Here is a 24829-nt window from a genome sequence, read left to right as displayed (position 1 = left end):
GTTGCGTGGCGGTTTAGAAATCGCGTTTGTAGAAGATGTCCAGCGAACTGGCCACGCCACCGGCGGCTTCCAGGTAAACCTTTTTGCTCAGTTTGTAGCGCAAGGCAATGGTGTTGGCCGGTTCGAACACACCAACGCCATAACGCAGGCTGAGCTTCTCGGAAAGGTTGCCGCTGGCGACCACGCTGGTGGCGTTGCCACTGCCCTCGGTGTCGAGCTGGAAATCGTCGATGCCCAGGTTCTTCGCCAGGCCACCGGTTACCCCGGAGCTGCCCATCAGGCCCAGGCCGAGTGCAGCCTGGGCGAGCATGTTGTTGTCTTCACCGTTGGTACTCAGTGGACGCCCCAGCACCAGATAGGACAGCGCCTGTTCCTGGCTCATGGCCGGTTCCGAGAAAATCTGCGTGGTCGGTTGCTCGGCGCTGCCGCTCAAGCGGATGCCGGCGATCACATCGTCGGTCTGGCGGATGGCCTCGATGTCCAGGTACGGCTGGTCGAGCGGGCCGGCGAACAGCAACCGCGCCCGGCGCACCGTAAGTCGCTGACCGTAGGCGCGGTAGCGGCCGTCGTTGAGCCATAGCTCGCCACGGGTGTCCATGTTGTCGCCAATGTGCACATGCCCCTGCACATTGGCGGTCAGGCCAAACCCGGCAAAGCTCAGCTTCTCTTCGCCAACCACCACATCGATGTCCATTTTCATCGCCAGGGGTGGTTTGCCCTCTTCGGTCTGCTGGCCGATGATCACCGTGTCATCGGAGAGCTTGACCGTCGATGGCGGCAACTCGCGAATGGTGATGTCGCCCTTGGGCACCCGCACTTTACCGGCGATGGCCAGCTCATCGCCCTTGAGCGAGATTTTCAGGTCCGGGGCCACTTCGACCTTGGCGTAGGGTTCGACGCTGACCGGCAACTGCGAGCCCTTGAGCGCCAGGTCCACTACCGGTGCCTGGCCCCAGGCGACATTGCCGTTGAGGCTGCCCTGCCCGGCCTTGCCGCTTTTCCAGCCGCCATTGAGCTGCACGGTTTCACCGGCGATCACCGCCTGCAGTTGCAACGCTTGAATCTCCATCGGCAACTCGGCGCCGGACACTTCGCCGTCACTGAGCACCAGATTGCCATTGACCAGCGGCGCCAGCAGGCCACCGGAAATCGTGCCGCTGCCATTGAGGCGACCGGTCAGTTTCTCGACCATGGGCACAAACGGCCGCGCCACCGACAGGTCCAGGCCACTCAAGCGGAAGGTACCGGTCAGCGGTTTGTTCTGCGGCAACGGGTTGATCTGCGCCTGTACCATCAATTCCCCAAGCTTGCCGCCAACGAAATTCAGGTTGGTATCGATGCGCTTGGGCGCAAGCGTGCTGGTGAGCTTGAGGGTCTGATACGGGAAATCCAGCCACTGCTCTTTCTCGCGCACGCGCAACGTCCCGCCGCTGGCATCGATGCTGATCACGCCGTTCGGGCCGCTGGCTGGCAGGTCCAGCTGCACGTCGGCGTTGAGCCGGCCCTGCCAGGCGAAATCCTTCGGCAGCCACTGGGCGAGGCTGTCGATGGGGAATTGCCGCAGGTGATAACGCAGCTTCGGCTCCGGCATCAGACGCTGGTCTTCACCGCACAGACTGGCCGGGCCAGAGGCCCAGCAATGGGCGCCAAAATTGATTTTGCCGTCCGCCAGCCGCTCGAGTCTTGCCGGACCTTGCAGCTTCCAGTCCTGGCCACCGGCCTGGATGTCGCCGCTGGCCAGACGTCCTCGCCAGTTGCCTTTGTCCAGTGCGCCGTCCAGACCAAGGGCCAGTTTCAACTTGGGCCCTTGCAGGTCAAGGCTCAGTTTCTGGTTCTTGATGTCGCCCTGACCGCTGGCGGTCAGGGTGCCCAACGAAGTGTCACCGGCCTGGATACCGCTGCCCTTGAGGTCGATTTTCGCCCGTTGCGCGCTGTCGAGGGTCGCGTCCAGGTTCAGGCTTTGCAGGCGATTGTCCTGGAAAGCCAGTTGCGTGCCTTGCAACCCGAGCTTGCCTTGCGGTGCCTTGAGCGTTCCGGCGACATCGACCCGGCCGTTGATCTGGCCCCGCAATTGCGGCCATAGCTGGGCCAGACGCGCCAGCTTGATGTCGATCTGGCCGTTAAGTTTCTGTTGCAGGCTGCCCTTGCCGTTGATGCTGTTGTCGCCGAGGCGAATCTGCAGGGCGTTCAGGTTCCATTGCTCGCCGCTGCCATCGGCCTTGGCTTGCAGGACGGCCGGCTGGCCACGCAGCTTGCCCTTGAGATCCAGGTCGGCGCTCAGGCTGAGCTGTTCATTTTTCATCTCGCCTTTGCTGCGCAAGGGGCCTGCCAACGTGCCCGGCAGTTCCGCGACCCAGTACGCCGGATCGATCGCGGAAAGATCCAGCGCAGTGTCCCAGGCGATGCCGTCGGCGAATTGCAGATTCAAGTGCCCTTCGGCCTTCCCCTGCCCGGCGACGAGTTGGATCTGTTGCAGGTAGATTTTTGTCAGGTCACCGGCGAACGGGCTGGTCAGGCTGAACGCCCCGGCCGGGCCATCCAGGGCGGCGTCGAAGTGCCCCAGGTATTTGCCGTCGGTGTAGGAGACGTCACCGTTGAAGCTGCGCAGGGCCACTTGCGGTTCGTCGATCAGCGGATAGAGCCGGTGCCAGGGGAAGTCCAGCCAGGCTATCTTGGCATCGGCGCTCAGGCCTTTGCTCCAGTCCAGTTGTCCGGTGAGCTTGAGGCTTTGCTTGTCGTTGGCGGTCAGGTCCAGGGCGGCGATCTGCGCGCCGTTGGCGTCGACCTTGCCTTGCAACGCCAGCGCGACCGGGCCTTGTTCGGCTGGCAGCATGGCCTTGCCGACTAACTGATAACCGTTTTTCAGGTCGCCGGCGCCAGTGAGTTCGAGCTGATTGAGTTGCAGGGTGTCCGGCAAGTCGGCGCTGGGTTTGAAGCCGTCAGCGGTGATGCGCACTGTGGCCGGCAGGTTTTCCACCAAGGGTTGCAGCTTGCCGGTCAGTTGCCCATTGAGATAGCCGCTGCTGTCGGCCTTGAGGTTCAAGGTGTTCAGCAGGTCACCGTCGACTTGCAGGGCCAGCGCCCAAGGTTCGGTGCCAGGTGCTGGCAGGGTCAGTTTGCCGTCTGCCTTCAGCGGCCAATTGCCAGTCGGTTGCAGCAAGCCGGACAGGTGCAGGCTCAGTTCATCGCGCTGCAGTTGCACCGAGTCGATCTGCAAGCCGTTGGCCGTCCAGTGCGCCGCCAGTTGCAAGCCCTTGAGCTGTTCGCTGCCGTTGAACAGCAGGCTGCCGACCTGGATGTCCCCCAGTTCGAGCGCCAGCGGCAAGTTCAAGTCTGGAAGACTGATCGGCCCGCTACTCTCTTCTGGCGCGCCGGGTGGAAATTGCAGGCTGACCTGATCGGCCTTCAGTTGTTCGATGCACAGGGTCATGCGCGTCAGACACAGCGGCGACCAGGCGAAGATGACTTTGCTGAGCTCGACCCGGCTGCTGTCTTGCTGCCACAACAGGCGATCGGCACTCCACTGCCCGCCCAGGCGACCCTGGAAATTGTCGAGGCTCAAACCCGGCACAAACCCGAGTGCCCGGCGACTGCCGGTCGCCGTGCCCAGCACTGTGGCCAGGGTCAGGACCACCAGCATCAGCAGCGCCAAAATGGTCAGCAACGTTATTTTCAAGCCACGTTTCACAACTCGGGTCCCATGGAAAAGTGCAAGCGAATGCCGCCATCGTCGTCGAGCGCATGGGCCAGGTCGAGGCGGATCGGCCCAACCGGAGAGACCCAGCGCACGCCGATGCCGACCCCGGTCTTGAGGTTCGGCAGTTCAAGTGTATTAAAGGAGTTGCCCTGGTCGACGAAAGTCGCCACGCGCCATTTTTCCGCAACGGAATACTGGTATTCGGCACTGGCGGTGACCATGTAGCGACCACCGATGCGGTCACCCTGGTTGTTTTCCGGGGACAGGCTCTGGTAGTCGTAGCCGCGCACACTCTGGTCGCCACCGGCGAAGAAGCGCAACGACGGCGGTATCGATTTGTAGCCGTTGGTGGCACTGCCGCCGACCTGCACCCGACCGAGCAAGCGGTGCTTGTCGAACACCGTGGTCAGGCCTTTGACCAGCGCCGTGCCGTACAGCAAGTTGTTATCGGAACCCAGGCCTTCCTTGGCGACCTTGGTTTCGAACTGCAGGCGATAACCATTGTGCGGGTCGATACGGTTGTCGCTTTTCAGGTACGAATAGCTGACACCGGGCATCAGCAAGGTACTGAGGCCGGAATCGTCGCCCAGGCGGTATTCCTCGCGCTGCCACTTGAGCGACACCACCCGCTGCCAGCCGCTGGGCAGCTTGCTGTGCCACTCGGGGCCTACGGTCAGCAACTTGCTGAGGCTGTCCTTGTCGGCGATTTCTTCGTTCTGGTAACCACCGGCGAAACGCAGCTTGTCGGTCAGCGGCGGGTCCAGGGGAATGTCGTAGAACAACCCGACGTTTTGCCGAGGTGCCGAGACTTCGGTCTCCCAGCCATAACTGTGGCCCTGGGGGTTGACCCAGTGCCGGGTCCAGTTGGCCTTGACCCGTGGGCCGACGTCGGTGGAGTAGCCAATGCCCAGGCCCATGGTGCGTGGCTTGCGGGTTTCGAGCTTGACGTCCACAGGGATCACATCGTGCTTGGACGCTGTCGGCGCGGCGTCGACCCGCACGCCTTCGAAATAGCCGCTCGATTGCAGCGCCTGATTGAGCTCGGCGATCAGTTCGGAGTCGTACGGCGTACCGGCCTTGAAAGGCACCATGCGTTGCAGCAGGTCTTCGTCGAACGGTGTGTCGCCTTCAAAATTGACCTTGCCCAGCGAGTAGCGCGGACCACTGTCGTAGACCAGCTCGATATCGGCCACGCCGGCCCGCGGGTCGACCGCCAACTTCTGGCGGCTGAAGCGGCCACTGAAAAAACCAAAACGCGAGGCCTGGTTCTGGATCAGGCGCTTGGCGTCCTCGTACTGACCGTGGTTGAGTACCGCACCGGTTTGCAGTGCAGGGCTCTTGGGCACACGAAAGGATTTGAGGCTGGCCGCCGGGCCGTCGACGCGGATGGTGACGTTGCGCAGATGTACCGGCTCGCCGGGATCGATGGTCAGCACCAGGCGCGGCGACTTGCCGCCCTTCACTTCGCTGTCGATTTGCGGCTGGTAGTAACCCAAGGCCTGGGCGGCCTTGCGCGCCTGTTCCTCGGCGCCACGGCTGAAGCGCAGCAAAGCCTCTTCGTCACGATCGCCGAGACTGCCGATATAGCCTTCGATATTGGCCTTCAGTGCATCGTTGGACGGTTTGATCCGCACATCCAATTCACTTTGCGCCAGTGCCGCGCAGCTGGTGATCAGCAGCAGTACGCCACTGGTAATTCTTCCTGGAAAATTCATAGGCGCGGATGCTATCACGAGCGTGGAGCGTGATAGAGCCTGGCGTGCACGTAAAGTTCGGCCTCAAGCCGTTGCTGAATGTAATACCTGCGGATTCGCGTGGAAAAACACGTGTTCGCGAACCGGTCCAACGGCCACCTCGCCGATTTCTTCGTAGCCCTGGCGCTTATAGAAGTCGAGATAACGCGGGTTGCCGGTGTCGAGAATCACGCCCTGGGAGTTTTCATCCACCGCGCACCAGTTATGTACCGCCTGCAACAGTTGCTCACCAAAGTGCTTGCCCTGGAATTGCGGGTGAACCCCCAGCAACGGCAGTACGTGCACCGAATCATTCGGCACGCAGGCCGCCACGGCGTCGTGGTACTCAAGGTAGCGCCGGGTGCAGCGAAAACCGGTACTGAGCACCATGCGCAGGCGCCAGGCCCAACTTTCCGTCACCCCCAGGCGCCGTTGTGGCGGCGCGATCAGGGCAATGCCGATCAACCGGTCGTTGACCAGCAGGCCGATGGCCGGCAGCTCCTGGAAAAAGTGTTGCTTGACCAACTCGCGCACGGTGGCGCGCACCCGTTGTTCATAGCCCGGACGCTCGGCTTCGAACAGGTAGCTGAACGTCGGCTCGTGGCGGTAGGCCTGATACAGCAGAGAACGCGCTTCGCGGGAATAGCCGCTGTCGAGCATGTGGATATCGGCAATGGCGGTGGAGGTTTCAGGCATGACGGTCGTTCTCCCTGACGCAGCTCGCGGGGCTGCGCTCTTGTTGTTACGAGCTCATTGGGGCCGAGACAGTTCCTTGCTGATCGCAAATCAGTGTAGGCAATGAAACCCTGTTCGTCCCACCCCGCACTGGCCCCCATTGCCCATGTCAGCTAGCATCGCCCTTTTGCCAGGACTGCCGAGCATGAAGATCGTCTCCTTCAACATCAACGGGCTTCGCGCCCGTCCCCATCAGCTGGCGGCGCTGATCGAAAAACATCAGCCGGACGTGATCGGGTTGCAGGAAACCAAGGTCCACGACGACCAGTTCCCGCTTGAAGAGGTCAAGGCCCTGGGCTACCACGTGTATTTCCATGGGCAAAAGGGTCATTACGGCGTCGCTCTGCTGTCGCGCCAGGAGCCACTGGCCTTGCACAAAGGCTTTGCCACCGATGAAGAGGATGCCCAGCGGCGTTTTATCTGGGGCACCTTCGCCGATGCCAACGGTGTGCCGGTGACCATCATGAACGGCTACTTCCCCCAAGGCGAAAGCCGCGACCACCCGACCAAGTTCCCGGCCAAACAGCGTTTCTACAGCGACCTGCAGGTGCTGCTGGAAAGCCAGTTCAAGAACGACCAGCCGCTGGTGGTGATGGGCGACGTGAACATTTCCCCGGAAGACTGCGACATCGGCATCGGCCCGGACAACATGAAACGCTGGCTGAAAACCGGCAAATGCAGCTTCCTGCCTGAAGAGCGCGAGTGGATGGCCCGATTGAAGAACTGGGGCCTGGTGGACAGTTTCCGCCACCTGAACCCCGAGGTGGCTGACGTCTTCAGTTGGTTCGACTATCGCAGCCGTGGCTTTGAGGATGAGCCCAAGCGCGGGCTGCGGATCGATGTGATCCTCGCCTCCCATGGTCTGTTGCCACGGGTCAAGGCGGCCGGTGTCGACTACGAACTGCGTGGAATGGAGAAGCCGTCGGATCATGCGCCGATCTGGTTGGAACTGAGCTAATACCAAAAGATCGCAGCCTGCGGCAGCTCCTACAGGAGTACGCCGATCCAATGTAGGAGCTGCCGCAGGCGCGATCTTTTGCTCTGTCATATTCAAGACATCTTACTGACTTAATCTCTCGGCACCTCCTCTGGCCATTTAGGTGCCGGCATGACCCTGCGCGTGTTGTTCCTGTTGATACTGTGCATCGGACTGCCGCCGACGGCCACGGCCAGCCCGTTACCGATCCCCGGGCAAGGTCCGGTGTTGCGCATCCAGGGCTCCAACACCATTGGCGCGGCACTGGGGCCGGCGCTGGTCGAGGGTTTGATGCGCGAGCAGGGTCTGCTCAAGGTGCACAGCGAAGCGGCGGACAAGGCCAACGAATCGCGTATCGTCGGTGAAACCCTGGAAGGCCGTCGGGTCGAAGTGGAGCTGGCGGCCCACGGCTCCAGTACCGGCTTCACCGCGCTGAAAAGCGCCAGTGCCGATCTCGCTGCCTCTTCCAGGCCGATCAAGGACAGCGAGCTGGTCAGCCTCCAACCACTGGGTGACCTGAAGAGCGCCGCCGCCGAACAGGTCATCGCCATCGATGGACTGGCGATCATCCTGCATCCGCAAAACCCGTTGAACACCCTCGATACCGGCCAACTGGCACGCATTTTCAGCGGCGAGGTGAAAAACTGGGAAGAACTCGGTGGCCAAGGCGGCGCCATTCATCTCTATGCGCGCGATGATCAGTCCGGCACCTACGATACTTTCAAGGAGCTGGTTCTCAGTGGTCATGGCAAAACCCTGAGCGGCAGCGCAAAACGGTTTGAATCCAGCGAACAACTGTCCGACGCCGTCACTCAGGATCCCCATGGCATCGGCTTCATCGGCCTGCCCTACGTGCGCTCGGCCAAGGCCGTGGCGATTGCCGACGGCCAGTCCATGGCGATGCTGCCGCTCAGCAGCCTGATTGCCACGGAAGACTACCCGTTATCCCGGCGCCTGTTCCTTTACCTGCCACCCAAGGGCAACAACCCTTGGGCGCAAGCGCTGGTGGCCTTCGCGCAAAGCCCCAAGGGCCAGGCGATCGTCGCGGCCAATGGCTTTATTGCCCAAACCATCCAGGCCATGAACGTCACGCCGAATGCGTTGATGCCCGAGGGCTACCAGGCACTGAGCCGCCACGCCATGCGCCTGACGGTGAACTTTCGCTTCGAAGAAGGCAGCGCCAGCCTGGACAACAAGGCCCGACAGGACCTGTCACGGGTGCTCGACTACATGAAACAGCACGACAAGACCGATCGCCGGGTAACGCTGGTAGGGTTCGGCGATGCCAAGCTCGACCCGGCACGTGCCGATCTGCTCTCGAAACTGCGGGCCATGGCAGTGCGCCGCGAACTGGTGAAAAGTGGCGTGGTGCTGCGTGATGTTCGCGGTTTCGGCGCCGAAATGCCGGTGGCAGCCAACAGCGAGGATGAGGGGCGGATCAGGAACCGGCGGGTCGAGGTGTGGGTTTATTGAGTCTGTCAGGCCAGGTCCTTCAGCAAAGCGGCTGATCGAACCTGGCCCGAAACGCCATCAGCCCAGCAGTTTCTCAAGCTGCGCAACGGTATCGACGGCACCCATGGTCTTGGCGGCATCCAGCGCGGTAATGCCGTTGGCGTCCTTGGCGCGCGGGTCGGCACCTTTGCCGATCAGGTAGTCGACCACTTCGACGCGGTTGAACATCGCGGCCATCATCAGCGCGGTGCGGCCGTCGAAAGACGAACCTTCGACCTGTGCGCCCCCCTCGACCAAGGCCTTGATCACGGCCAGGTCACCCTTGAAGGCCGCGCCGGCAATCGGGCTCTGGCCGTTGTCGTTGCGGATTTCCGGATCGGCCTTGTGTTCGAGCAAGACTTTTACCGTGTCGACATGGCCGTGGTAAGCGGCCAGCATCAGCAAGGTGTCGCCCTTGTGATTGCGCAGGTTCGGCGGCAGGCCCTTGCTCAGCAGCGCAGCCATCATGGCCGCATCGCCCTCACGCGCCTTGTTGAAGACCTGTTCGGCAAACTCGGCAGCTTCTTCGGGGGTCATCTGGCGGCTGTTGTCTGACATTGAACGCTCCACTTTCAGTTTTTCGCAAAGCCGACAGTTTCCCGAGCGGGCTCGTCACTGTCACTTCTTTTTTCTGGAACACGGCCATAGCCCTGTTCAATAGCGATGCTTGCCTCCCTGGATCTCCGCCAGGACCTGCTCGGTGACTTGCACATAGGTGTCGGTGCCCGGCAACCAGGCGTAGATCGGGTCAACGCCGGTCCTGCCGGGGTCGAACGCTTCGTCCTTGAGTCGGGTCTTCTGGTATTTGAACGTCCCGGTGGTTTCCATTTTCACTTTCACCCGCAAAAACAACGGCACCGCGTAGGCCGGCATGTGTTGACGGGCGAAGGCCAGCAACTCGTCGAAGTCCAGGGTCGCCAGGGATTCCGCGGGGGTGATCGCGGCCATCCCGGCCCGGCCGTTGGTGTTGTTCACTTCCACGCCATAGGCCACGGCCTCGGAAATGTTCGGGTGCTGCAGCAGGATGTTCTCGACCTCGGTGGTCGACACGTTTTCACCCTTCCAGCGGTAGGTGTCGCCCAGGCGATCGACAAACTGCGCATGACCGAATCCGATGTTGCGCAACAGGTCGCCGGTGTTGAAGTAGCGGTCACCCTTGACGAACACGTCGTGCAGCACGACCTTTTCGGTCTTGTGCGGGTCGGTGTAACCATCCAGCGGTGCCTTGTCGTCGATCCTGGCGAGCAGCAGCCCCTGCTCGCCCTTGCCGACCTTGCGCATGAAACCGTTGGCGCCACGGGTCGGCGCGCCGCTGTCGTGGTCGTACGCCGCCAGCTCCCAGGACATCAGGGAAAAGCCCACGGTATTGTCGAAATTGAGGATGTTGGTAAAACCGATGTTGCCGTCACTGGCGGCGTACAGTTCGCAGATATGCTCGACCGCGAAGCGCGTCTTGAACTCGCCCCATGCGCCCGGACGCAAACCGTTGCCGATCATCTTGGTCACGCCGTGCTGGCTGTCGTCGACACTGGGAGGCTGGTCGACCAGGTAGCGGCATAACTCACCGACGTAGCCCAGGGTGGTCGCCCGGTACTTGCGTACATCGCTCCAGAATTCTCTGGCGCTGAACTTGCGGCGGATGGCGAACCCCGAGGCCCCGCTGATGGCCGAGCCCCAGCACACGCACAAGCCGGTGGCGTGATACAGGGGCAAGGTGCAGTAGACGATGTCCTCGGGACGCATGTCCAGCGCGATCATGCCGAAGCTTGCGCAACTGCGCATCCAGCGCCCGTGCTTGAAAACCCCGGCCTTGGGCAACCCGGTGGTGCCCGAGGTATAGATGTAGAAACAGGGGTCGTCGAAAAAGACCTGCTGACTGCTGGCGGGGTTGTCGCTACAGGCGTCAACGCTGGCGGTCATCAGGTTGACGAACCCTTCGGGCGCTATGCCCGGGTGGCTGTAGGTGTCCTGATCGGCGACGAACCAGGTACGCGCCACCTCGATCGACACCCGCTCGCGCACCGCCAGGTAGGCCGGGACCAGTTCCGCACCGACGACAATCGCCGCTGGCGTCACCAGGTTCAGGCTATGGATAAGGGTATCGCGGGTTAACGAGGTATTGAGCAACGCGCTGATGGCGCCGACCTTGGCCAACGCCAGAATGGTCACCAGCAGTTCCGGGCGGTTCTCGATGAAGACCGCCACCACGTCGCCCTTACCGATGCCTTGGGCCATCAGGTGATGGGCGATGGAATTGGCCCAACGGTTGACCTGCGCGTACGTCAGTTGCACCTCGCCATACAGCAAGGCCGGGCCTTCGGGGTTACGCAGGGTGGCCTGCTCGAAACTCCAGCCCAGGCCACACGCTTGGGTCGGATCCGTGACGTTGGCGACCTTCATGCCCTTGACCACGCGAGGAATGGCTTTGGCAATGGAAGGCAGCTTGCGGAGCATCATGCCCCAGGTGATGGTGTCGCGCTGCGTGCGGCTCATGGCGGTTCCCGTTGGCTCTTCTTATTGTCGGGCGGCATTGATCGACCCCGAAAATACGTCAACGGTTCTGCAGCTGTACACGCGGTTTTTGAAATGTTTTGTATCCGCGACACCGACGTTTGAAATGATGAGCGCGTGGATGGGAAATGGTTCAATCGAATCGCCGAGGACCCCGCAAAATGCAGGATGCACGATAGCCATTCATGCAGATTGCACGAAAGCAAAAAACTTCAAAAATTATAAGTCGTTGTTTTATATGAATATTTTCTACGGATAAATACTGGCACAATCACTGCAACAGCCTCCCCATGCTTTGCCATCCAAGCACTTACGGAGCTGATAGACATGAGCCTGATCCAAGAAAAATTCTCTTCCTTGTTCTCCAACTTCGACGTGATCACCCAGGATCGACCTGACGGCGGCATCCTGCTCACCTTGCGCAGCGAAGGCCGGGAATTCAAACGCTCGATTTCCTACCAGCAGCTGCACAATGGCGACCAACTGTCGTGGGTCATCAGCGCCATTCGCCGCGACCTGGCCGAACAGGCCAGCGAGTTGCCGCAAATCTCCATGCTGCAAAGCCAGCAGCGTTTTGCCCTGCCGACCTATCATTCGCTGTAAGCGTCAGGCTTCGGTAAACCATCAGGCCGTGCAAGCTGGCGCTTCACGGCCTGAGTTGTGTTCGCAGACCGCTCAGTCGTCCATTCGCGGGAATCGACCCGCAATGTCGTCGCCGGTGAAATTGGCCACCCAAGGCTGATTGCTGGACAGACGAATCGCAACGACAAAAGGCTGTTCGCCGATGTCCAGCCACTGCCGCGTGCCCGCCGGCAGCATTATCAGGTCGTTTTTCTCGCACAGCACGGCGTAGACGTAATCGTCGATACGCACAGACAACAAGGCGCTGCCCGCGGCGACCAGCATGACTTCGTCCTGGTCCTGGCGCTGTTCTTCGATGAAGCTTGCGCGTATCGAGTCTTTTTGCGGGTGATCGCGGTCAAGGCTGATCACATCCATCGCACGCAACCCGTGCTCGGTCATCAGACTGTCACTTGGCGCCTGATAGGCATTGATGACGTCTTCATGGCTGGCGCCGGGGCGGACCTTCGCCGTGGCTTCCCAGCGGTCGAAGCGAACCCCCTGCTCGGCAAGCGTCGAAGCAATGTCTTCGAAGTGGGTCAGCACCTTGTTGGGGATGTCGGGACTGGAAAGGTGATAAACGGACAGGCTACTCATCTGGCAACTCCTTGATTGTTCAAGAGGGAGCGCGTGTCCTCTTGCATTCGTGTGGCAATGATAACGGCTGCCGCCAGCGCTGCGAGGCTGGCAATACTAAAGGTTAAGGGGGCGCCGAGGGCATTCCAGCTGTAACCGGAATACAGCGCGCCCATTGCGCCACCGGTGCCGGCCAGTGCGGCGTACAACGCCTGGCCCTGCCCTTGCTGGCGCGGGCCGAAGCTGCGCTGCACGAACTGGATGGCCGCGGCGTGAAAACTGCCGAATGTCGCCGCGTGCAGCACCTGGGCAAACAACAACACCCAGAGAAATTCGGCGAACGAGCCGAGCAGCAGCCAACGCAACGCCGCCAGCAGGAAGCTCGCCAGCAGCACGCGCCGCACCGAGAACCGCGCGAGGATCCGGCTCATGGCCATGAACATCAGCACTTCCGCCACCACGCCGACGGCCCAGAGCATACCGATCACGCCGCGGCTGTAACCCAGTCGCTCGAGGTGCAGGGTGAGAAAGGTGTAATAGGGCCCATGGCTCATCTGCATCAGCGCCACGCACGCGTAGAACGCCAACACCCCGGGGCTGCGCAATTGCGCGAGGAAACCTTCGCCAGTCAATCGCTCGCCCTGCACGGGCTGGGCGTTCGGGACCCACAGGCTGCTGAGCACGATCCCGGCCAGGATCAGCACCAGCGCTGCGGGATAAATATCCAGGCTGAGCCATTCGAACAAGCGCCCGAGCGCCACCACCGTAATGATGAAACCGATGGAGCCCCACAGGCGAATCTGGCTGTAGCGAGAGGTTTGCCCTTGCAGGTGCGCCAGGGTAATGACCTCGAACTGCGGCAGTACCGCGTGCCAGAAGAACGCATGCAAGGCCATGACCATCGCCAGCCAGGCATAGGTCTGGCTGACGAAAATCAGCGAAAACGTCAGCAGCGTGCACACTGCGCCCAGGCGCACGATGGCCAGCCGCCGCCCGGTGTAGTCGCCGAGCCAGCCCCAGAGGTTCGGCGCCACGCAACGCATCAGCATGGGGATGGCCACCAGCTCGCCGATGCGCGCCGCGGAGAACCCCAGGTGATCGAAGTACAGCGCCAGAAAAGGCGCTGTCGAACCGAGCAAGGCGAAATAGAACAGATAAAAGCTGGAAAGCCGCCAGTACGGGAGGGCCGCCACCGGTGTCTTAGATCTGGCCCAGCACCGGCGTGCTCACCCGCACATCGGCGTTCTGCCCACGGTGGCGTAGCAGGTGGTCCATCAGCACGATGGCCATCATCGCTTCGGCGATCGGCGTGGCGCGGATGCCGACGCACGGGTCGTGACGACCCTTGGTGATGACTTCCGCCGGGTTGCCATGGATGTCGATGGAACGGCCCGGCGTGGTGATGCTCGAGGTCGGCTTCAACGCCAGGTGGGCCACGATCGGCTGGCCGGACGAGATGCCGCCGAGAATGCCGCCGGCGTTGTTGCTGAGGAAACCCTCTGGCGTCATCTCATCGCGGTGCTCGGTGCCGCGCTGGGCGACGCTGGCGAAACCGGCGCCGATTTCCACGCCCTTGACCGCGTTGATGCTCATCAGCGCATGGGCCAGCTCCGCGTCGAGTCGGTCGAAAATCGGCTCGCCCAACCCCGGCATCACGCCTTCGGCGACCACGGTGATCTTCGCGCCGACCGAATCCTGGTCGCGGCGCAATTGGTCCATATAGGCTTCCAGCTCCGGCACCTTGTCCGGATCAGGGCTGAAGAATGCGTTCTGCTCCACCGAGTCCCAGGTCTTGAACGGGATTTCGATCGGGCCGAGCTGGCTCATGTAGCCACGAATGACGATCCCCTGGGTTGCCAGGTACTTCTTGGCAATCGCACCGGCCGCCACGCGCATCGCGGTTTCCCGGGCCGAGCTGCGCCCGCCCCCGCGATAATCGCGCTCGCCGTATTTGTGGTGGTAGGTGTAGTCGGCATGGGCCGGACGGAACAAGTCCTTGATCGCCGAGTAATCCTTGGACTTCTGATCGGTGTTGCGGATCAACAGGCCGATGGAGCAGCCGGTGGTGCGACCCTCGAACACCCCCGAGAGGATTTCGACCTCGTCGGCTTCCTGGCGCTGGGTGGTGTGACGGCTGGTGCCGGGCTTGCGGCGATCGAGGTCGCGCTGCAGATCCTCCAGGGAAATCTCCAGGCCCGGCGGGCAGCCATCGACAATGGCGACCAACGCCGGGCCATGGCTTTCGCCAGCGGTGGTGACAGTGAACAGCTTGCCGTAGGTATTGCCGGACATGCAGGACGCTCCGTGAAATGAACCTGAATACGTAATGCGCGCCAGTATACGCAGGCTATCCAAGTAGTTCATCCTCGAACCTTATGGGTGCGTGTGAGTCCAACTCGCACCTTGACGATGATGGCGTGACGATGCTGCGAGTTCTAGCCTTGAGCCTTACCCTGATTTCCGGCTTTGCCCAGGCCACTGTCCTGCAGCGGCCGATCACCCTGGATACCGGCACCGGAGAGCTGTTCGGCTCGTTGCTGCTGCCCAAATCCGAAACGCCGGTGCCGGTTGTGCTGATCATTTCCGGCTCCGGTCCGACCGATCGTGACGGCAACAACCCCGACGGCGGGCGCAATGACAGCCTCAAGCGCCTGGCCTGGGTACTGGCCAAACACAACATCGCCAGCGTGCGCTACGACAAGCGCGGCGTGGCGGCGAGCCTGGCGGCAGCCCCTGACGAACGCAATCTGTCGGTGGAAGGCTACGTGGCCGACACCGAAGCCTGGAGCCGCAAACTCAAGACCGACCCGCGCTTCAGCCAGCTGATCCTGCTGGGCCACAGCGAAGGCGCCTTGATCGCCAGCCTCGCGGCCCCCAGCGTCGATGCCGCGGCGGTGATTTCCATGTCCGGCAGCGCCCGCCCGATCGACCAGGTGCTGCGCGAGCAACTGGGCAACCGCCTCCCTCCTCCGCTGGTGCTGCGCAGTAACCAACTGCTCGACAGCCTCAAGGCCGGGAAGACTGACGACAACGTGCCACCGCAACTGCAGGTGATTTTCCGTCCGAGTGTGCAGCCGTACCTGATTTCACTGTTCCGCCAGGACCCTGCCGCGGCGTTCGCCAGGTTGAAAATGCCGGCGCTGATCATCCAGGGCAGCAACGACATCCAGGTCGGGATCAATGACGCCAAGCTGCTCAAGGCGGCCAAGCCGGACGCCGAACTGGCGCTGATCGAAGGCATGAACCACGTCATGCGCATCGTGCCCAACGACGTTAAACGGCAATTGGCCTCCTATAAAGACCCGCAATTGCCGTTGGCGGCTGAGCTGGGCACGCGAATCCTGGCTTTTATTGACGGACTTCGCACCTCTTAAGCGCCTTTAGCACTCCAGTCCTGAAAAAAACGGCCGATAAGTCTTTGTCGCCAGCGCTATGGCTGGCGACAAGTAGAGCTTGGACAGGATCTCGCCGTTATGACCGATACCCCGACTTCACCCGACACCACCGCTGAAAAAGAGGCACCGCCAGCGGTCGAGCTGCCCTGGGCGGACGTCGACGTCGAGCACCCGAAAATGCTCCGTCTGGCGCCGCTGCAGACCGATCGGAGCACCGGTGGCCGGCCCCTGCGTTTTGTCGAGTTCGGTTATGCCGAGCGCCAAGACAAGGTCCGCAGCCTGCTGCGCATGCGCATCACCCTGCCCGGCCAGCGGGTGCGCAAGGAACAGAATCATCTGGATGTGTGGGTCGATCACCTCGAAAAACGCGTGCATTTCGGACCGGACAGCGGCCTGCAAATCGAACCGCTGAACCGCGGCATCGGCCGTTTCATGGCCGCCTACGGTATCAACTGGGCGAAGAAACGCTGGCCTGGCTACACCGTCGACGGCACCGACCTCAACAACAAGGACGCGCTGAACGAAGACACGCGCCTGCGCCGCGATCACTTTTTGCGGGTGCACGGTTTCGACGTGGTCTACGCCGATGCCCAGCATTTGAAAGGCAGCGTCAAGGAAGTCAGGGTCGGTGACTTGCTGGGCGACTGGAACACCGAGAAACTGCAGGTGGTGGAGATTCTCGAGGCGGCGCAGATGCTCCAGCAAGCCGAGCAGAACCTGGCCGAGCAGGAAGTCAAACTGAAGAAACACGAAGAGAAGGTCAGCAAATACCAGCGTGAAGACGCCGGTTTGCGCTTTACCATTGCCTGTTTGGTGGCGTTTGCAGTGTTTCAGGCGGGGTTGTTGATCTGGATTGCGACACACCGGTAGTCGGCGGCGATGCCATCGCTGGCAGGCCAGCGATAGGGTTTCAAGGAATTAGACGCGGGACGCGAATAATGCCTGATGCTCGCGGCACTGCTCGGCCGTCAACATGAACACGCCATGCCCGCCGCGCTCGAATTCCAGCCAGGCGAAATCGACTTGCGGGTACAACGCCTCGACATGCACCTGGCTGTTGCCCACTTCGACAATCAGCAAGCCCTTCTCGGTCAGGTGGTCCGCGGCCTCGGCCAGCATGCGCCGCACCAGGTTCAAACCGTCATCGCCGCAGGCCAGGCCCAGTTCCGGTTCGTGCTGGTATTCGTCCGGCATGTCGGCGAAATCCTCGGCGTCCACGTACGGCGGGTTCGACACGATCAGGTCGAAACGCTGCCCCGGCAAGCCATCGAAGCCATCGCCCTGCACCGTGTAGACACGCTGGTCGACGCCGTGGCGCTCGATGTTCTGGTTTGCCACTTCGAGCGCTTCGAACGACAGGTCGGCCAGCACCACTTCTGCGCTCTGGAACTCATAGGCGCAGGCAATACCGATGCAGCCGGAGCCGGTGCACAGGTCGAGAATCCGCGCCGGCTCAGTGCCCAGCCATGGCGTGAAACGGTTTTCGATCAGTTCGCCGATCGGCGAACGCGGGATCAGCACGCGCTCATCGACAATGAACGACAGGCCGCAGAACCAGGCTTCACCCAGCAGGTAAGCGGTTGGCACGCGTTCTTCGATGCGGCGCTGGAGCAGGTGCTGCAGGTGGGCCACTTCGTCTTCTTCCAGATTGCAGTCCAGGTAACTGTCGGCGATTTCCCACGGCAGGTGCAGCGCACCCAACACCAGTTGACGGGCTTCGTCCCAGGCGTTGTCGGTCCCATGGCCGAAAAACAGATCCTCCCCATGGAAGCGGCTGACGGCCCAACGGATATGGTCACGCAGGGTACGAAGGCGGGAAGTGATCACGACGGTAAACTCCAGAAAAATCGACGGGCGATTCTACCAGTCAAACGTCGTCTCGACAACGCAGGAAAAATACCGGGGCAAATGTAGGAAACTTCTGGTTTTCTCACCCACCCTTGAACAAAACGTCATACTTGACAACGCTGCACGCCAGTAACGACGGTGCCTACGATGGTAGCGATTCACAGAAGCGCTCAGCCAGAGGACAATGTCGCAAAAGCCCCACTCGAAGGAGCCCCAGAATGTCCGTTCCACAAACGATGTTTCAACTCAGCGGCCGCGGTTACGCAGCAGCCAAACTGAGTCATGCGACCCTGATCATCATCGATGCCCAGAAAGAATACCTCAGCGGCCCCCTGGCCCTGAGCGGCATGGATGCGGCTGTCGCGAACATCAAGCAATTGGTGACGGCTGCCCGTGCGGCCGGCCGGCCCATCGTGCATGTCAGCCATCTCGGCACCGTCGGTGGGCTGTTCGACCCCCGCGGCGAGCGTGGCCAGTTCATCCCGGGGCTGGAGCCGCTGGCCGGCGAAATCAAGATCGAGAAGATCCTGCCCAGTGCCTTCCATGGCACGGACCTGAAAAAACGCCTGGAAGAACTGGGCTCGGTGGACCTGGTGGTGTGCGGCTTCATGAGCCATTCCAGTGTCAGCACCACCGTGCGGGCGGCGAAGAACCTGGGTTTCCGCTGCACCCTGGTGGAAGACGCCTGCGCCACCCGCGATCTGCCGTACAAGGGCGGCGTGCTGAGCGCCGAGCATGTGCAGCAGACCGAAATGGCGATCATGGCGGACAACTTTGCCGCCCTCGCCCTGACCAACGACCTGGTCTGAGCAGGGTTCATGGGCGGCGCAGGCCGCCGCTCATCCGCAAAAGCCTCTCGTTCGCCGTAAATGTCTTAGCCTCAGGAACATCCCGGTCAACTTCCGGTCGAAGGGCCGATACCCATTGAGGAAGGTCGGAATGAAGTTATCCGATGGTTTTGACGCTCGCCGCTTGCGGCCCAAAGGCCAAAGCAACTGGCGTTTTCGATTCGGCGCGGCCTTTGCCGCCTTGCTGGCGACCTGTGGCGTGCTGCTGGCGATGGCAGGTGCCGCCGCCCTGTTCGGTCACATGCCCGCCCTGGGCGAGTTGAACAGCAACCGCGCGGGGGCGGCAGTGATCCTGGTCATCGGCCTGTTCGTGCTGTACCTGGGCGTGTGGCTGTGGCGCCGCTGCCGCCGCCGTTCACGGCAGTCGAACGCGCTGAACATGTCCCCACACCTGATGAAAAAACACGACTAAGCGCACATCGTCGCCCGCTGCCGCGCGTTTTCTCACGCCCGATTCCCTTCGAGTTGGGTAAACTGGCCGCCCTTCGCGGAGGCTGACATGCAAGACGACGATTTTTCCCTGTTCAAAAGTGCGATCCAAGGCGTCAAGCCGATCAAGCACGATCGCGCCGAAACCGGCAAACCCAAGGCTGACCGCGCGCAGATCGCAAAATTGCGCCAGGCCGCCACCGTGCGTACCGATGCCACCACCGTTGACGGGCTGTCCGACCAGTTCGTCATCGACGTCGGCCCGGAAGACGAGCTGATGTGGGCCCGCGACGGTGTGCAGGAAAGCCAGATGCGCAAGCTCAAGATCGGGCAGATTCCGTTCGAAGGCAGCCTTGACCTGCACGGCATGAACGTGGAAAAGGCCCGGGAAACCCTCTGGGCCTTCCTGGCTGAAGCGACCAAGTTCGAAATCCGCTGCGTGCGCGTCACCCACGGCAAGGCCGTGCGCCTGGACGGCAAGCGGCCGATGATCAAAAGCCACGTCAATACCTGGCTGCGCCAGCATTCGCAGGTACTTGGTTTCACCTCGTGCCAGCCCAAACATGGCGGTGCGGGCGCTGTTTATGTGATGCTCAAACGAACCATGATGGAAGGCCGCGACGAGTAAAGCTGATGCTTCACGCTTGCAGCGTCGTGTCCGTCACCGTACCCTTGCCCTTTGCGTAAAATCCCACAGGTAGTTTCATGTCCCTGGAACAGAATTACACCGCGATCCTTGGCCAACTGGGCGAGGATCCCTCCCGCGAGGGCCTGCTCGACACGCCAAAACGTGCCGCCAAAGCCATGCAGTACCTCTGCCGCGGTTATGAACAGACGCTGGAAGAAGTCACCAACGGTGCCCTCTTCAGCTCCGACAACAGCGAAATGGTGCTGGTCAAGGACATCGAGTTGTACTCGTTGTGCGAACACCACCTGCTGCCGTTCATCGGCAAGGCCCACGTGGCCTACATCCCGAGTGGCAAAGTATTGGGCTTGTCGAAAGTCGCGCGGATCGTCGATATGTACGCCCGCCGCCTGCAGATCCAGGAAAACCTCAGCCGCCAGATTGCCGATGCCGTCCAGCAGGTTACCGGCGCCCTGGGCGTTGCCGTGGTGATCGAGGCCAAGCACATGTGCATGATGATGCGCGGTGTGGAAAAGCAGAATTCGTCGATGATCACCTCGGTGATGCTGGGCGAGTTCCGTGAGAACGCCGCGACTCGCAGCGAATTTCTCAGCCTGATCAAGTAATTCGCCCCACGAAGAGAACCGGCATTCATCGCCGGTTTTTTTTCGTCCGGGAAAAATCAGGTAAGCTGCGCGCCTTTCTCCAATAGCACCGTGAGGCTTCAACGTGTTCGTAAAAGCGCTTCGTGTCGGCCTTGGCCAACTGATCATCTTCATCGACTTCATCACCCGTCCCGGCAAGAAGCAGCGCCCTGCCGCTGCCCAGGCCCAGGTCGAAGCCGCCGCCAAGGACCTGACCCTGTATCAGTTCCATGCCTGCCCGTTCTGCGTGAAAACCCGCCGCACCCTGCGTCGCCTGAACGTACCGGTGGCCTTGCGTGATGCGAAGAACAGCGAAACGGATCGCCAGACCCTGCTCGAGCAAGGTGGCAAGATCAAGGTGCCGTGCCTGCGAATCGTAGAGAATGGGCAGACGACCTGGATGTATGAGTCCAAGGTGATCATTGATTATCTGGACAAGCGGTTTGCTGCAGCCTGATGTATTTGGGGTGTGATTGACGGCCCTATCGCCAGCAGGCTGGCTCCCACAGGTTTTGTGAACACCACAAATCCCCTGTGGGAGCCAGCCTGCTGGCGATGAGGCCGGTACAACCGCCACAAACTCCAGACAAAGAACCGGCCATTGAGCCGGTTTTTTTCTTCAGGCCGCTTGCATGGCCCGCGCCTGCCGCACCACCGCCGCCAATCGCTTTATCCCCTCCTCCAGCCGCACCGGATCAATGTGGCTGAAGTTGAGCCGCAGATGCCCGTGATGATTGTCCGGCTCAGGGAAGAACGGCTCACCCGGCATGAACGCCACGTCATTGGCCAGCGCCGCATTGAGCAACGTCCGGGTGTCCAGCGGTTGCTTGAGCGTCAGCCAGAAAAACAGCCCGCCCTGAGGAACGTTCCAATCCGCCAGATCGGCAAAATGCCTTTGCAGCGCCGCCTGGAATGCGTCGCGGCGCTCCCGGTAAAATCCCCGCAATTCACTCAAGTGCTGCTGATAGGGCTCGCTGCCGAGCCATTGCAGCGCCTGCCACTGGCCGACCCGATTGGTGTGCAGGTCCGCCGATTGCTTGAGCTTCAACAGGTGCGGGAACAGGTCTGGACTGGCGATCAGATAGCCGACGCGCAGGCCCGGCAGCAAGGTTTTCGACACGGTGCCGGTGTAGATCCAACTGGCTTTCTTCAGGCGACCGGCAATCGGTTGGGCGCTGCCGCCATCGAAGGTCAACTCACGGTAAGGCTCGTCTTCGATCAGGGTCACGCCAAACTCATCCAGCAATGCCGCGACCGCCTCGCGCTTGGCTTCGCTGTAACGCACCGCCGATGGATTTTGGAACGTCGGGATCAGGTAGATGAACGCCGGGCGATGTGTTTCCAGGCGCGCGCGCAGTTGCGCCAGGTCCGGGCCATCGGCTTGCAGCGGCACGGTGAGGCAATGGGCTCCGAACAGCTGGAAGCTCTGCAGCGCCGCCAGGTAGGTCGGTGCCTCGAGCAGAATCTCGGTGCCTTTGTCGATATACAGCTTGGCGGCCAGGTCGAGGGTTTGCTGGGAGCCACTGACCACCAAGACCTGATTCGCCTCGCATGGCACACCCAACGCGCGCGCCTGTGCCGCCAGGGCTTCGCGCAAGGCCGGTTCGCCTTCACTCATGCCGTATTGGCCCATGGACACCGGCATCTGGTCCCAGTCGACTTTCGGCAGCATGGCTTCGGCCGGCAAGCCTCCGGCGAACGACATCACCTGCGGACGCTGGGCGGCCGCGAGGATTTCACGGATCAAGGAACTTTTAAGGCGCGAGACACGTTCGGAAAAAGCCATGGGAGTCACCGGTAGCGAGGCCAGGGGAAAATAAGTCAAACTTGTTGACTGAAATTACGACAGCCCGAGCGGATACGTCAACATGATTGACCTTAAAAACCCGATTTCCCAACAGCAGGCCATGGAAGCGTTTTTCTTCGGTTACCAGGCCTTTACCGCCAAGGCCGATGAAATGCTCGAGCGGCGCGGCTTGAGTCGGGTGCATCAACGCATCGTGTTTTTCATTGCCCGTTACCCGAACCTGAGCGTCAAGGAGTTGCTGGCGTTGCTGGGCGTGAGCAAGCAGGCGTTGAACATGCCGTTGCGCCAACTCCTGGAAATGCATTTGGTGGACAGCGTGGCATCCGAGATGGACAAGCGTAAGCGGCTGCTGGAATTGACCGCCGAGGGTGCGCGGTTTGAGCAGGCGCTGCGGCGTGAGCAGGTGAAATTGCTTGAGCGGGTGTTTGCCGAGGCTGGGGAGTCGGCGGTGAATGGGTGGTTGGCGGTGAATCTGGCGCTTGGGAAAAGTCAGGCTGTTGTTGATTGACTGTTCTGCCCCTATCGCCAGCAGGCTGGCTCCCACAGTGATCTGTGGTGTACACAAAATCTGTGGGAGCCAGCCTGCTGGCGATGAGGCCCACGAAGGCGATATATCCCTATTGCCAAACTTTTCGTCGACAAAACCAAAAACATTATTTGCTTTATTTGTATACAAAAGCATAATCCACTTCGTGCGAGTTCCTGACCTATCGGTCAACAAATTCGCAAGTGCCTCAAAGGGCCGCTGCCACCCTCATGGGTCCGGCCCTGGAAATAACAATAAAACTCTTGAGGAGTACCTCGCTGTGGAAAGCCGCAAATCCGAAGCATCGACGCTGGATCTCTCGCCGCCTCTACGCAATGGCTGGCTGGAGCGCATCTTTAAACTCAGCTTGCATGGCACCACGGTGAAGACCGAGCTGATTGCCGGTCTGACAACCTTCATCACCATGGCCTACATCATCTTCGTCAATCCCAACATCATGGCCGACGCCGGGATCGACCATGGCGCGGCGTTCGTCGCCACCTGCATTGCCGCCGCTCTGGGCTGCCTGTTGATGGGGCTGTACGCCAACTGGCCGGTCGGCCTGGCGCCGGGCATGGGCCTGAACGCTTTCTTCACCTACACCGTGGTCGGCACCATGGGCTACAACTGGGAAACCGCGTTGGGGGCGGTGTTCGTCTCCGGTGTGCTGTTCATGATCCTGACCTTCTCGCGGATCCGCGAATGGCTGCTCAACAGCATCCCGGTCAGCTTGCGCTTCGCCATGGGCGCAGGCGTTGGCCTGTTTCTCGGGCTGATCGGCTTGAAAACCGCGGGCATCGTCGTCGATAGCCCGGCGACCTTGATCAAGCTCGGTTCCCTGCGCGAGCCTGGCCCGCTGCTCGCCGCCGTGTGCTTCCTGATGATCGCCATCCTCAGCTATCACAAGGTGTTCGGCGCGATCCTCATCAGCATCATCACCGTGACCCTGGCCGGTTGGGGCCTGGGCCTGGTGCACTACGAGGGCATCATGTCAGCCCCGCCGAGCCTGGCCCCGACCTGGATGGCCATGAACGTCGCCGGCGTGTTCAACGTCAGCATGATCAGCGTGGTGCTGGCCTTCCTCTTCGTGCACATGTTCGACACCGCCGGCACCTTGATGGGGGTGGCCCAGCGCGCCAACCTGGTGAACGCTGACGGCAAGATCGAAAACCTCTCGCGCGCCATGAAAGCTGACAGTGCCTCCAGTGTGTTTGGTGCGGTAGTGGGCGTTCCACCGGTCACCAGCTACGTGGAAAGTGCTGCTGGCGTCGCGGCAGGTGGTCGGACTGGTCTTACCGCCGTGACCGTAGGTGTGCTATTTATTGCAGCCATGTTCTTCGCTCCGCTGGCCGGGATGATCCCCGCCTACGCAACCGCCGGTGCGCTGATCTATGTGGCCATGCTGATGATGGGCGGCATGGCCCACATCGAATGGGACGAGGCGACCGACAGCATTCCGGCGATCGTCACGGCAATCATGATGCCCCTGACCTTCTCGGTCGCCGACGGCATCGCGCTGGGCTTCATCACCTATGTGGCGCTGAAGGCCGGCACCGGCAAGTACAAGGAAATTTCCGTCAGCCTGTGGGTGCTCTGCGCAATCTTCATTGCCAAGTTCATCTTCCTGTAAGCCTCGGCGGGACGCGCTTGAAACCAGCCTCACCCCGTCGGGTGAGGCTTTTGTGCAAATGGAGGAAAGTGATGAGTCTGGAAACCTGGCTGCTGTTCAGCGGCGCTGCGCTGGTGGTGATCCTGATCCCGGGGCCACTGTCTTTGCTGATGATCAGCAACAGTTTGAATTACGGCCTGGTCCGTTCCTACCCGGCGTTTCTCGGCGGCGTGATTGCCTCGATCTGCCTGTTGAGTGCTTCGGCACTGGGCCTGGGCGCCCTGCTGCTGGCATCGGAACAGTTGTTCAGCGCATTGAAAATCGTCGGCGCGTTGTACCTGTTCTATCTCGCCTGGCAGAGCTGGCAGCAATCGCGCCAACCGTCCCACGGCGCCGAAGTGCCTCAGGCGCCAGCGATTCCACGCTTTCGCGCATTGTTCGGGCGAGCCTTCATGCTGGGCGCCAGCAATCCGAAGGACATCCTGTTCTTCGCCGCATTCCTGCCGCAGTTCCTCAGCGCCGAGCAACCCTTCCTGCCGCAACTGCTGGTGATGATTGCCACCTGGACCGTTCTGGATTTGCTGTGCAAGCTGGCCTACGGCCTCGGTGCCCATGGCGCTGCGCGGTATTTGCGTAGCGGCAAGGGCCAGAGCTGGTTCAACCGGGTCAGTGCCGGACTGTTCGGCGGTGCCGGTGCAGCTTCGTTGTTGAGTAGCCATTAAGGCTCACTGACTCAAACCGGCACACAAGTTGCTCGG

Annotated in this window: 23 protein-coding genes; 13 read left to right on the top strand and 10 right to left on the bottom strand. The window is 61.3% G+C overall.

Annotation, left to right across the window (positions count from 1 at the left end; all coding sequences use genetic code 11):
- Positions 1-13 precede the first annotated feature (13 nt).
- The 3 genes from NPS56_RS28180 to NPS56_RS28170 all read right to left on the bottom strand — a co-directional run bounded on the left by NPS56_RS28180 (position 14) and on the right by NPS56_RS28170 (position 6126).
- Positions 14-3688 (bottom strand): translocation/assembly module TamB domain-containing protein, encoded by a 3675-nt coding sequence (locus NPS56_RS28180; RefSeq protein ID WP_274077683.1) that lies wholly within the window; start codon positions 3686-3688, stop codon positions 14-16.
- On the bottom strand, positions 3685-5412 hold the full coding sequence (locus NPS56_RS28175; protein WP_274077682.1) for an autotransporter assembly complex protein TamA: 1728 nt from the start codon (positions 5410-5412) through the stop codon (positions 3685-3687). Before NPS56_RS28175 ends, NPS56_RS28180 begins: the two co-directional genes overlap by 4 nt.
- Before the next feature lie 63 nt (positions 5413-5475).
- Entirely contained in the window at positions 5476-6126 is a 651-nt protein-coding gene (locus NPS56_RS28170) for a GNAT family N-acetyltransferase (protein ID WP_274077681.1), read from the bottom strand.
- A 184-nt stretch (positions 6127-6310) separates the two neighbouring features.
- Here NPS56_RS28170 and xthA point away from each other — a divergent pair, with 184 nt between their 5' ends.
- Both xthA and NPS56_RS28160 read left to right on the top strand, forming a co-directional pair.
- Positions 6311-7123, top strand: a complete 813-nt coding sequence (gene xthA, locus NPS56_RS28165) for an exodeoxyribonuclease III (protein ID WP_274077680.1) — start codon at positions 6311-6313, stop codon at positions 7121-7123.
- A gap of 150 nt (positions 7124-7273) precedes the next feature.
- Positions 7274-8614 carry a phosphate ABC transporter substrate-binding/OmpA family protein gene (locus NPS56_RS28160; protein WP_274077679.1) on the top strand — a complete coding sequence of 447 codons (1341 nt, stop codon included), beginning with the start codon at positions 7274-7276 and terminating at the stop codon, positions 8612-8614.
- A 57-nt stretch (positions 8615-8671) separates the two neighbouring features.
- Here the strand turns inward: NPS56_RS28160 and NPS56_RS28155 are convergent, their stop codons facing one another.
- Both NPS56_RS28155 and NPS56_RS28150 read right to left on the bottom strand, forming a co-directional pair.
- On the bottom strand, positions 8672-9190 hold the full coding sequence (locus tag NPS56_RS28155; RefSeq protein WP_274077678.1) for an ankyrin repeat domain-containing protein: 519 nt from the start codon (positions 9188-9190) through the stop codon (positions 8672-8674).
- Positions 9191-9286: 96 nt separating this feature from the next.
- Positions 9287-11125, bottom strand: coding sequence for a long-chain-acyl-CoA synthetase (locus NPS56_RS28150; RefSeq protein ID WP_274077677.1), 1839 nt, complete (start codon positions 11123-11125; stop codon positions 9287-9289).
- 345 nt (positions 11126-11470) lie between these two features.
- Between NPS56_RS28150 and NPS56_RS28145 the strand changes: the two genes are divergently transcribed.
- Positions 11471-11746 (top strand): DUF3509 domain-containing protein, encoded by a 276-nt coding sequence (locus tag NPS56_RS28145; protein WP_274077676.1) that lies wholly within the window; start codon positions 11471-11473, stop codon positions 11744-11746.
- A 72-nt stretch (positions 11747-11818) separates the two neighbouring features.
- Here NPS56_RS28145 and NPS56_RS28140 read toward each other — a convergent pair whose 3' ends face one another.
- From NPS56_RS28140 to aroC, 3 genes are read right to left on the bottom strand one after another with little or no spacing between them, the layout of a single operon-like run.
- On the bottom strand, positions 11819-12361 hold the full coding sequence (locus NPS56_RS28140; protein WP_274077675.1) for an acireductone dioxygenase: 543 nt from the start codon (positions 12359-12361) through the stop codon (positions 11819-11821).
- Entirely contained in the window at positions 12358-13533 is a 1176-nt protein-coding gene (locus NPS56_RS28135; protein ID WP_274077674.1) for an MFS transporter, read from the bottom strand. Before NPS56_RS28135 ends, NPS56_RS28140 begins: the two co-directional genes overlap by 4 nt.
- Positions 13534-13540: 7 nt before the next feature.
- On the bottom strand, positions 13541-14632 hold the full coding sequence (gene aroC, locus NPS56_RS28130) for a chorismate synthase (RefSeq protein WP_274077673.1): 1092 nt from the start codon (positions 14630-14632) through the stop codon (positions 13541-13543).
- Positions 14633-14715: 83 nt separating this feature from the next.
- Between aroC and NPS56_RS28125 the strand changes: the two genes are divergently transcribed.
- Both NPS56_RS28125 and NPS56_RS28120 read left to right on the top strand, forming a co-directional pair.
- Positions 14716-15714, top strand: coding sequence for an alpha/beta hydrolase (locus NPS56_RS28125; RefSeq protein ID WP_274077672.1), 999 nt, complete (start codon positions 14716-14718; stop codon positions 15712-15714).
- A gap of 99 nt (positions 15715-15813) precedes the next feature.
- Positions 15814-16605 carry a hypothetical protein gene (locus NPS56_RS28120; protein WP_274077671.1) on the top strand — a complete coding sequence of 264 codons (792 nt, stop codon included), beginning with the start codon at positions 15814-15816 and terminating at the stop codon, positions 16603-16605.
- A 48-nt stretch (positions 16606-16653) separates the two neighbouring features.
- On the opposite strand, the gene prmB is transcribed toward NPS56_RS28120, so the two are convergent.
- Positions 16654-17562 carry a 50S ribosomal protein L3 N(5)-glutamine methyltransferase gene (gene prmB, locus NPS56_RS28115; RefSeq protein ID WP_274077670.1) on the bottom strand — a complete coding sequence of 303 codons (909 nt, stop codon included), beginning with the start codon at positions 17560-17562 and terminating at the stop codon, positions 16654-16656.
- 239 nt (positions 17563-17801) lie between these two features.
- On the opposite strand from prmB, the gene NPS56_RS28110 reads away from it, so the two are divergent.
- The 5 genes from NPS56_RS28110 to NPS56_RS28090 all read left to right on the top strand — a co-directional run bounded on the left by NPS56_RS28110 (position 17802) and on the right by NPS56_RS28090 (position 20586).
- The gene (locus NPS56_RS28110; protein ID WP_274077669.1) at positions 17802-18392 is read left to right on the top strand and encodes a cysteine hydrolase family protein; all 591 of its coding nucleotides are present in this window, start codon (positions 17802-17804) and stop codon (positions 18390-18392) included.
- A gap of 130 nt (positions 18393-18522) precedes the next feature.
- On the top strand, positions 18523-18843 hold the full coding sequence (locus tag NPS56_RS28105; RefSeq protein ID WP_274077668.1) for a hypothetical protein: 321 nt from the start codon (positions 18523-18525) through the stop codon (positions 18841-18843).
- 87 nt (positions 18844-18930) lie between these two features.
- On the top strand, positions 18931-19488 hold the full coding sequence (locus tag NPS56_RS28100; RefSeq protein WP_007898817.1) for a Smr/MutS family protein: 558 nt from the start codon (positions 18931-18933) through the stop codon (positions 19486-19488).
- Between the two features lie 77 nt (positions 19489-19565).
- The gene (folE, locus tag NPS56_RS28095; protein WP_046815589.1) at positions 19566-20111 is read left to right on the top strand and encodes a GTP cyclohydrolase I FolE; all 546 of its coding nucleotides are present in this window, start codon (positions 19566-19568) and stop codon (positions 20109-20111) included.
- Between the two features lie 103 nt (positions 20112-20214).
- The gene (locus NPS56_RS28090; protein WP_274077667.1) at positions 20215-20586 is read left to right on the top strand and encodes a glutathione S-transferase N-terminal domain-containing protein; all 372 of its coding nucleotides are present in this window, start codon (positions 20215-20217) and stop codon (positions 20584-20586) included.
- Between the two features lie 162 nt (positions 20587-20748).
- On the opposite strand, the gene NPS56_RS28085 is transcribed toward NPS56_RS28090, so the two are convergent.
- Positions 20749-21915: a PLP-dependent aminotransferase family protein gene (locus NPS56_RS28085; protein WP_274077666.1), complete on the bottom strand. Its 1167-nt coding sequence runs from the start codon at positions 21913-21915 to the stop codon at positions 20749-20751.
- Between the two features lie 82 nt (positions 21916-21997).
- Between NPS56_RS28085 and NPS56_RS28080 the strand changes: the two genes are divergently transcribed.
- The 3 genes from NPS56_RS28080 (at position 21998) to NPS56_RS28070 (ending at position 24793) form a co-directional block, all read left to right on the top strand.
- Positions 21998-22444 (top strand): MarR family winged helix-turn-helix transcriptional regulator, encoded by a 447-nt coding sequence (locus NPS56_RS28080; protein ID WP_274077665.1) that lies wholly within the window; start codon positions 21998-22000, stop codon positions 22442-22444.
- A 298-nt stretch (positions 22445-22742) separates the two neighbouring features.
- Positions 22743-24092: an NCS2 family permease gene (locus NPS56_RS28075; protein WP_095196825.1), complete on the top strand. Its 1350-nt coding sequence runs from the start codon at positions 22743-22745 to the stop codon at positions 24090-24092.
- Between the two features lie 71 nt (positions 24093-24163).
- Positions 24164-24793, top strand: coding sequence for a LysE family translocator (locus tag NPS56_RS28070; protein ID WP_274077664.1), 630 nt, complete (start codon positions 24164-24166; stop codon positions 24791-24793).
- Positions 24794-24829 lie beyond the last annotated feature (36 nt).

The sequence above is a fragment of the Pseudomonas putida genome, assembly GCF_028682635.1.
GTDB lineage: Bacteria > Pseudomonadota > Gammaproteobacteria > Pseudomonadales > Pseudomonadaceae > Aquipseudomonas > Aquipseudomonas putida_AE.
Note: the sequence above shows the minus strand (reverse complement) of the source record. Positions and strands in the feature narration are given on the sequence as shown.

Coding starts and splice junctions, on each gene's coding strand:
- NPS56_RS28100 (WP_007898817.1), top strand. CDS start 18,931: ATGCAAGACGACGATTTTTCCCTGTTCAAAAGTGCGATCCAAGGCGTC.
- NPS56_RS28150 (WP_274077677.1), bottom strand. CDS start 11,125: ATGAGCCGCACGCAGCGCGACACCATCACCTGGGGCATGATGCTCCGC.
- NPS56_RS28125 (WP_274077672.1), top strand. CDS start 14,716: ATGGGTGCGTGTGAGTCCAACTCGCACCTTGACGATGATGGCGTGACG.
- folE (WP_046815589.1), top strand. CDS start 19,566: ATGTCCCTGGAACAGAATTACACCGCGATCCTTGGCCAACTGGGCGAG.
- NPS56_RS28085 (WP_274077666.1), bottom strand. CDS start 21,915: ATGGCTTTTTCCGAACGTGTCTCGCGCCTTAAAAGTTCCTTGATCCGT.
- NPS56_RS28145 (WP_274077676.1), top strand. CDS start 11,471: ATGAGCCTGATCCAAGAAAAATTCTCTTCCTTGTTCTCCAACTTCGAC.
- NPS56_RS28110 (WP_274077669.1), top strand. CDS start 17,802: ATGTCCGTTCCACAAACGATGTTTCAACTCAGCGGCCGCGGTTACGCA.
- NPS56_RS28140 (WP_274077675.1), bottom strand. CDS start 12,361: ATGAGTAGCCTGTCCGTTTATCACCTTTCCAGTCCCGACATCCCCAAC.
- aroC (WP_274077673.1), bottom strand. CDS start 14,632: ATGTCCGGCAATACCTACGGCAAGCTGTTCACTGTCACCACCGCTGGC.
- NPS56_RS28155 (WP_274077678.1), bottom strand. CDS start 9,190: ATGTCAGACAACAGCCGCCAGATGACCCCCGAAGAAGCTGCCGAGTTT.
- NPS56_RS28070 (WP_274077664.1), top strand. CDS start 24,164: ATGAGTCTGGAAACCTGGCTGCTGTTCAGCGGCGCTGCGCTGGTGGTG.
- xthA (WP_274077680.1), top strand. CDS start 6,311: ATGAAGATCGTCTCCTTCAACATCAACGGGCTTCGCGCCCGTCCCCAT.
- NPS56_RS28080 (WP_274077665.1), top strand. CDS start 21,998: ATGATTGACCTTAAAAACCCGATTTCCCAACAGCAGGCCATGGAAGCG.
- NPS56_RS28175 (WP_274077682.1), bottom strand. CDS start 5,412: ATGAATTTTCCAGGAAGAATTACCAGTGGCGTACTGCTGCTGATCACC.
- NPS56_RS28120 (WP_274077671.1), top strand. CDS start 15,814: ATGACCGATACCCCGACTTCACCCGACACCACCGCTGAAAAAGAGGCA.
- NPS56_RS28170 (WP_274077681.1), bottom strand. CDS start 6,126: ATGCCTGAAACCTCCACCGCCATTGCCGATATCCACATGCTCGACAGC.
- NPS56_RS28160 (WP_274077679.1), top strand. CDS start 7,274: ATGACCCTGCGCGTGTTGTTCCTGTTGATACTGTGCATCGGACTGCCG.
- NPS56_RS28105 (WP_274077668.1), top strand. CDS start 18,523: ATGAAGTTATCCGATGGTTTTGACGCTCGCCGCTTGCGGCCCAAAGGC.